This window comes from Candidatus Chryseopegocella kryptomonas (genome assembly GCF_001536065.1).
In the GTDB taxonomy this organism is placed as follows: Bacteria; Bacteroidota; Ignavibacteria; order Kryptoniales; family Kryptoniaceae; genus Kryptonium; species Kryptonium kryptomonas.
Genome location: NZ_CZVW01000015.1, coordinates 43,991 through 51,119, shown reverse-complemented (window position 1 = coordinate 51,119; position 7,129 = coordinate 43,991). Strand labels below are relative to the sequence as shown.

At 37.7% G+C, this 7,129-nt stretch carries 9 protein-coding genes; 5 read left to right on the top strand and 4 right to left on the bottom strand.

Features of this window, described 5'->3' with window-relative positions; translation table 11 throughout:
- Nucleotides 1–86 precede the first annotated feature (86 nt).
- The 4 genes from AWW83_RS07160 to AWW83_RS07145 all read right to left on the bottom strand — a co-directional run bounded on the left by AWW83_RS07160 (nucleotide 87) and on the right by AWW83_RS07145 (nucleotide 2,332).
- Entirely contained in the window at nucleotides 87–545 is a 459-nt protein-coding gene (locus AWW83_RS07160; protein ID WP_092350365.1) for a GatB/YqeY domain-containing protein, read from the bottom strand.
- 104 nt (nucleotides 546–649) lie between these two features.
- On the bottom strand, nucleotides 650–1,063 hold the full coding sequence (locus AWW83_RS07155) for an ExbD/TolR family protein (RefSeq protein WP_092350363.1): 414 nt from the start codon (nucleotides 1,061–1,063) through the stop codon (nucleotides 650–652).
- Nucleotides 1,064–1,081: 18 nt separating this feature from the next.
- Entirely contained in the window at nucleotides 1,082–1,588 is a 507-nt protein-coding gene (locus AWW83_RS07150; protein ID WP_092350361.1) for an ExbD/TolR family protein, read from the bottom strand.
- A 15-nt stretch (nucleotides 1,589–1,603) separates the two neighbouring features.
- Complete coding sequence (locus tag AWW83_RS07145) at nucleotides 1,604–2,332, bottom strand: MotA/TolQ/ExbB proton channel family protein (RefSeq protein WP_092350359.1); 729 nt, start codon at nucleotides 2,330–2,332, stop codon at nucleotides 1,604–1,606.
- A 204-nt stretch (nucleotides 2,333–2,536) separates the two neighbouring features.
- Between AWW83_RS07145 and AWW83_RS07140 the strand changes: the two genes are divergently transcribed.
- The 5 genes from AWW83_RS07140 (at nucleotide 2,537) to AWW83_RS07120 (ending at nucleotide 7,123) form a co-directional block, all read left to right on the top strand.
- Nucleotides 2,537–2,755 carry a DUF167 domain-containing protein gene (locus AWW83_RS07140; protein WP_092350357.1) on the top strand — a complete coding sequence of 73 codons (219 nt, stop codon included), beginning with the start codon at nucleotides 2,537–2,539 and terminating at the stop codon, nucleotides 2,753–2,755.
- A 92-nt stretch (nucleotides 2,756–2,847) separates the two neighbouring features.
- Complete coding sequence (locus tag AWW83_RS07135; RefSeq protein ID WP_159421138.1) at nucleotides 2,848–3,327, top strand: RrF2 family transcriptional regulator; 480 nt, start codon at nucleotides 2,848–2,850, stop codon at nucleotides 3,325–3,327.
- Nucleotides 3,327–5,249 carry an FAD-dependent oxidoreductase gene (locus AWW83_RS07130; protein ID WP_092350353.1) on the top strand — a complete coding sequence of 641 codons (1,923 nt, stop codon included), beginning with the start codon at nucleotides 3,327–3,329 and terminating at the stop codon, nucleotides 5,247–5,249. The genes AWW83_RS07135 and AWW83_RS07130 overlap by 1 nt, the downstream gene beginning before the upstream one ends.
- 23 nt (nucleotides 5,250–5,272) lie before the next feature.
- Nucleotides 5,273–5,770, top strand: coding sequence for a QcrA and Rieske domain-containing protein (locus tag AWW83_RS07125; RefSeq protein ID WP_159421137.1), 498 nt, complete (start codon nucleotides 5,273–5,275; stop codon nucleotides 5,768–5,770).
- Between the two features lie 18 nt (nucleotides 5,771–5,788).
- Nucleotides 5,789–7,123, top strand: a complete 1,335-nt coding sequence (locus tag AWW83_RS07120; protein ID WP_092350349.1) for a cytochrome b — start codon at nucleotides 5,789–5,791, stop codon at nucleotides 7,121–7,123.
- Nucleotides 7,124–7,129: the final 6 nt, after the last annotated feature.

Here is a 7,129-nt window from a genome sequence, read left to right as displayed (position 1 = left end):
ACCAAGAACTCTTCTCAAAAATCCTTTTCTAAAACCACGATAAACAAACAAAGCAAGAAAACCAAGAATTACATAATCAAGCCAATTCATTGCACTTGAAGTTTTTCTTTGACAATTTTTTGAACCAAGGCGCCATCTGCTTTCCCACGAAGTTCTTTCATCACTGCTCCCATAACTTTGCCCAAATCTTTTGGTCCAGTTGCGCCAATTTCTTGAATAACTTTTTCAACAAAATTTTTTATCTCTTCTTCCGACATTTGCTCAGGAAGATATTCGTTTAAAATTTCAAGTTCTTTTCGCTCTTTTTCAGCAAGATCGTTTCTCCCGCCCTTTTCAAAAAGTTCAATTGCTTCCTTCCTCTTTTTAATTTCCGATTTTATCACTTGAATCTCATCTTCTTCTGTTAAGTCCTTCCCTTCACCTTTTCTTTCAATTTCTTTTCTCTTTAACATTGTTTGAAGCATTCTGACAACCTCAAGCCGAATTTTATCTCCCGATTTCATTGCGTTTTTCAAATCTTCTTGAAGTTTTTCCTTGAGGCCCATTTTTTGACTGTTCTTTGTTTTTAAAAATAAAAAGGCAGGACAATGCCTGCCTTTGAAAATTTAAATCAAATTTTGTTTAACTAAATTTAATTTTGCAACCATCATTACAATTTCTGCAACGCTGAGTAGTTAATTCTCAAAGCGTCTGCTTTTCTCAATCTTTGCTGTATATCAATTACAATTCCCATCTTTGAATCACGGTCAATTCTCAAGGAAACTATGACATTTGGATTTTCCTGTCTCTTTCGGTACATAATGTCAACTATATCATCAAGTTGAACGATGTTGTCATCAATTTGAATTCTTCCGTCCCTTCCGACCCAGATGTATGAGACGAGTCGTTTGTTCTCAATTTTTTCAATTGCAGCTGCTTCTGGCAAAATGTATCTTACCTTCACATCATAGACCTTGATCGTCGTCGTTACCATAAAAAATAGAATTAGTTGAAAAATTACATCTGGCAATGACGCTGTTGGAATTCTCGGTTTTGTTTCACCAAACTTCTTTTTGAATTTCATTATTTATCGCCTCCCTTTTTATTTGACTTCTTCTGGTTCGGCTATTGAAATACGAATTGGAATCTCCTTCTTTACCTCTTCTTGTTGATCTCTTGTCAGATCTTTAAACGATTTACCAAATGTTCGCAATGAATACTCCTCACGCAGGTCATTATAGGCAAGTTTTAATTCATCAAGCACTTCAATGTATCTGCTATAACTGGTTTCACGGTCTGTCTTAATTGAAATAATAAGTTTTGGATTTTGCTTGATCTTGTTCTTTATTGTTTCTCTAATTTGTGGAACTGTGATAAGTTCTCCATCCAGCAAAACTTCGCCTGCTGCGTTTACGAGGAGTTTTGCAATGTTGCTTTGTTTAACCTTGACTTGTTCGGTTGTTTCCGCAGCAGGTGGAAGGACAAGACCTATACCTGTGTCAACATCAAATGTTGTTGCTACGAGGAAAAATATCATCAATTCAAAAGCTATATCTGCCATTGAAGCAGATGGGATTTCTGCTTCGGCTCTTTTTCTTCGTTTAAACATGGCTTTTAAAAAATTTTATTTTGTGTTCTTTGTTTCCGACGGCTCACTTACTTTCTTTCCTTGCTGCATCGCTGCAAGCGCATCAATAAGCTCAATTGAGCTTTCTTCCATATCAATTACGATCCTGTCAATTTTTGAAACGAAGTAGTTGTAAAATGTTTGAAGTATCATCGCAACGATGAGTCCGAAAAGCGTTGTCAAAAGTGCTATTGAGATACCGCCTGCAACGATTTCTGGTGATATATTCTTTGCTTCCTTGATTGAGTCAAATGCGACGATCATTCCTTGAACTGTCCCTGTGAAACCAAGAAGTGGTGCAAGTGAGATAAACAGCGAAAGCCAGACGAGACCTCTTTCAAGGAAAGCCATCTCAATTCCACCATAGGAGATGATCGCTTTTTCTGCTGCTTCAATTCCTTCGTTTGCTCTTAAGAGTCCAGCCTGGAAGATGCTTGCAACAGGACCTGGGGTTTTCTGGCAAACTTCAAGGGCTTTGTCAACACCGCCCTCATCAAGCGCTTTCTTTACTTCAGCAAGGAATTTTCTTGTATTGATGCTTGCTTTGCTAAGTGAAATCCACTTTGCGATGCTGAGAGCAAGACCAATTATCAAGATTGCAAGAATAGGATGCATAAAGAATCCACCTTCAATATACTTCTCAACGAGAATATTTGTAATTTGCTCAATCAATCCCTTCTGTTGTGCCTGGAATAAAAACGCTAATACACCTTGCGATAAAACCATGTTTTTAACCTCCAAAATTTTAGTTTTTGTTTTAAATTTCGTTTAACTTGCATTTGTGGAAATTATAATAAATAATTTTCTCAAAATCAAGAGTTAAGCCGTATTTGAGTCCAATGTCAAAGTTTGGGTTTAAGCAGGGTGTAGGAGAAATTATGCTGAGTTTTTAAGTCGCAAAATAATTTAAAAATAAAGTCATCAAATTCTATGCGCATATTTGTAAAGGTTAAGCCGAACGCAAAGATTAGCAAAATTGAAAAGATTGACGAATTACATTTTTCAGCATTTGTGAAAGCACCACCGATTGAGGGGAGAGCAAATGATGAGTTGATAAGTTTAATTGCAGATTATTTCAAAGTTCCAAAGTCAAAAGTTAAAATTATTTCGGGTTTAAACGCAAGGAACAAGGTCGTTGAAATTGATTAAGTTAAAGAAAATGTGGACAAGTTTATCCACTTCTTGACTTTTAATTTTATTGGGTTTAAATTAGTTGCAGACAAATAAATCCGAAATTTGAGTTGCTTAGTCGGACCTGTAAATATGCAATTCAAGCGATGATTTTTATAGCATCAATGAACTCACAAGAACCTGTCCTTGCAAAGCAAATCGCTGGGGCTTTGTCTATTCCGAGAGAGTTTTTAAACAAGGTGATGCAACTTCTTGTTAAAGCAGGTTTTCTCGCTTCTGTTAGAGGACCAGGTGGGGGATTTGTCCTTGCGAAGGATCCAAAGGATATAACGATTTTTGATATAGTTAAAGAAATTGACGGAACGGATTGGTTTGACTCTTGTATTTTGAGGATCGGTCCTTGTAATCCAGACGATCCGTGTGCTTTGCACGATTACTGGATTAAGATAAAAAATCAAGTGAGAGTGTTGCTTGATCACGAAAGTTTAGCAGATATGGTTAAAGAATTAAGAAATGGGAAAAGGGTTCTTCAATTTGCGGAAGATTTCATATTGCTTAAAAAAATTAAAACTCAGATGGGCATCAATTGATGAGTTACAAAATTTTTCTTCCCGATTTAATACATTGGCAAAAGCAGGTCAAGTGTCAAGCAGCATGTCCAATTCATACCGATGCAGGTAGATATGTTCAATTAATTGCGGAGGGAAGATATAAAGAAGCATATTTTGTCGCTCGCTCGCCAAATCCATTTGCTTCTGTGTGTGGGAGAGTATGTGCTGCTCCGTGTGAAGATTTTTGCAGGAGAGGAAGCATTGATAAACCTGTGACGATAAGAGCATTAAAAAGATTTTTAACCGAAAAATATGGAGTTGAATCTCTTTACCCGGATACACAAGATGAAATTTTTGAGAATGATTTTGACGCTGGTGATAATAAACTTTTCTGGCATCTGCCAACCATTGCAAAGGTGAGAAAATCTGATGTCAGAGATAAAAAAGTCGCAATTATAGGGGCTGGACCTGCGGGACTTGCATGCGCTCATGATCTTGCTTTAATAGGTTATCAAGTGACAATTTTTGAAGCTTCTCATGTTCTTGGTGGAATGATGAGACACGGAATTCCAGAATTTAGATTGTCAAGGGCTATAATTGAGAAAGAAATAAATAAAATCCTTTGGCTTGGTGTTGAAGTCAGAACGCTCACACCTTTGACTAAAAATTTTGGGATAAAAGAGTTAAAAGAGGAGTTTGATGCTATTTTCATCGCTGTTGGGACGCAAGAAGGAAGGGAGATGAATGTTGAAGGTGCAAATCTCAATGGAATTATAAAAGCAATTGATTTTCTCGTTGGTGTGAATAATGGCTACAGAGTTGAACTTGGTGAGAAGGTTCTTGTAATAGGTGGTGGATTTGTTGCTTTTGACGCTGCAAGGACAGCTTTGAGAATGGCTGTTGAAATGGAGGAGAAAGAGAAAATCGGCAATGGCTCAACCTATAACATCGTAATGGATGCAGCAAGGACCGCAAGAAGAGCGGGTGTTCTTGAAATTCACATCGCAAGTTTGGAATCATTTGAAGAAATGCCTGTGTTAAGGACTGCACAAGGGAAAGAAGAGTTTGAGGAAGCAGTAAAAGAGGGAATTATATTCCATCCGCAAAGAGGCGTTAAAAGATTCATTGGTGAAAATGGAAGAGTTAAAGGCGTTGAATTTATGGGTGTTAAAAGAACTTATGATGAAAATGGGAGATTTAACCCAATTTTTGATGAAAGCATAAGTGAATATATGGAAGCTGACACAGTTATCCTTGCCATTGGGCAAAGACCGAATTTGAACTTTTTGAAACCGGAAGACGGTATTGAACTTACTGCATCTGGAACGATTAAAGTAAATCCAGAAACGCTTGAGACAACAGCCCCGGGTGTTTTTGCTGGTGGTGATGTCGCCTTTGGTCCAAGAAATTTAATTGATGCAATTGCGAATGGTAAACAAGCTGCGATATCAATTGATAACTATCTGCGTGGTTTGAAAACCAAAAAAATTTTTCATCTATCGGTTGAAAAGATCCAAAAGCGAGATTATTCAACTTATGTTGGATATGAGATAATCCCAAGGAAGGCACCTGATACAATTCCAATTGATAGAAGAACAGGAATTGATGAAGTTGAGCTTGGATATACCGAAGAACAAGCAATTGAGCAGGCAAAAAGATGCTTGCTCTGCCATATTCAAACTATTTATGACGCAGAAAAATGTGTTCTATGTGGAGCTTGCACGGATGTTTGTCCAGAGTATTGTTTGAAACTTGTTCCGATTGAAGAACTTGAACTTGATGAGGAAACAAAAGAGAAACTTTTACAACATTATCAATTTTCAGATAGCGTGCCTTTATCTGCAATGATTAAAGATGATGAGAAATGTATAAGGTGTGGCTTATGTGCAATTGTCTGCCCAACTGATGCGATGACGATGGAGAGAATGTATTATGTGGAGCAGGAAATAATTGAAGATTGAAAAATAAACAAATGGAGGACTTGATGAAACTTAACAGAAGAAATTTTTTAAAAACAATTGGGATTGGCTCGCTTCTGGTTGGGCTTGTGGGACAACTTTACACATGGATAAGATCATTGTTCCCGAATGTAAGTTATGAAAGTGTGAGGCGAGTTAAACTTGATGAGCCGGATAAAATTCCAGATGGTGTGACATTTATTGACGATATTAAGGCATACATCTTTCGTGAGGGGAAGACATTTTATGCAATATCTGCTGTTTGCACACATCTTGGTTGCACTGTCAAATATGTTGGTTTATCAAAGCCAAAAATTGTCAAGATTGGTGGTAAAGAAGTTGAAGTAAAATGGGAATTTCATTGCCCTTGCCATGGCTCAAAATTTTACGGAGATGGGACAAATTATGCTGGACCTGCTCCAAGACCGCTTGATTGGGTAAAGGTTGAGATTTCACCAGAGGATGGAAAACTTGTTCTTGACTTAAATAAAACAGTTCCACAAAACTACAAGCTTACAGTGTAAAATTAAAAAAGGTTTGCTATGGCTGAATTAGAGGTTAAACAAAAAAGGTTAAACGGACGAGGTTTATTCTGGACATGGAGTCCGAGGTCTGAGAAAGAGGCGGGCGAGTCAATAGTCAGAAATTTGTTGCTTCACTGGTTTCCGGCAAAAGTTACTCTCAAAAGTTTGTCTTGGGGATATTCTCTATGGCTTGGGACGATAACAGCAGCATTGTTTTTAATTCTTGGGATAACGGGTGTGATTTTGATGTTTCTTTATGTTCCATCGGTTGAGAGAGCGTATCAAAGTATTAAAGATATAGAGTATGTTGTTTCGTTTGGTTGGTTTATAAGGGCGATGCACAGGAATGCAGCTCATCTTATGGTTGCGTCTGCTTTTTTGCATATGGTTCGTGTGTTTTTAACCGGAGCTTATAAAAATGGAATTGGCGTCGGGCAAAATAGACCTTTGAACTGGATTGTTGGGGTTGTGCTTTTGCTCATAACTTTGCTTCTTTCATTTACAGGTTATCTTTTGCCGTGGGATCAGCTTGCGTTTTGGGCTATTACAGTTGGGACAAACATTGCAAAAAGCGCACCTCTTGTTGGTGAATGGATAAGGTTTATTCTTTTGGGTGGGCATGAGATTGAGCAAAATGCTTTGATTAGATTTTATGTGCTTCATTGCTTCTTTTTGCCATCTGCTGTTTTGATACTTTTCTCTTATCATATGTGGAGGATAAGAAAAGATGGTGGGCTTGCCTGCGTTGATAATTTGGTCTTGAGTCAAAAAAAGGAAAAAGTGAAAGATGGGATCAAGAGCAAAACTTATTCATTGCTTGGATTGACTACGGGGAGAACAGTTCAGGTTGAAGCAACTCTTCTTGATGAAGAAAAATACACTGTTAATTCCGTTCCGTTTCTTATTAGAAGAATTGGTCTTGTTATGCTTGGGACATTTATTTTTGTCGCTTTGATTAGTTTGTTTATCAACGCTCCACTTGAGGAGCCGGCGAATCCGAATGTAACTCCAAATCCGGCAAAAGCTCCGTGGTATTTCCTTTGGTTGCAGGAACTTGTGGCTATAACGACGATTAGAATCGGGGGTTTTGTTTTGAATGGTGCTTTTATAGGTGGGATTTTAATTCCGGGCGTTCTCGTCTTATTGCTTGCGATTTGGCCGTATTTTGATAAAAGCTCAAATCTTAACACCGGCGTATGGTTCGGAAAAGAAAGAATAAGGCAAAACATTGTTTTTCTTGTGCTTTGCTTCTTTGTAATCCTTTTAATCATAATTGGAACTTATATGCGAGGACCGAACTGGGAATTCTACTTCCCGTGGGAGCCATGGCCAGAAATTCCAAAGAAATTTTAAAAAGAA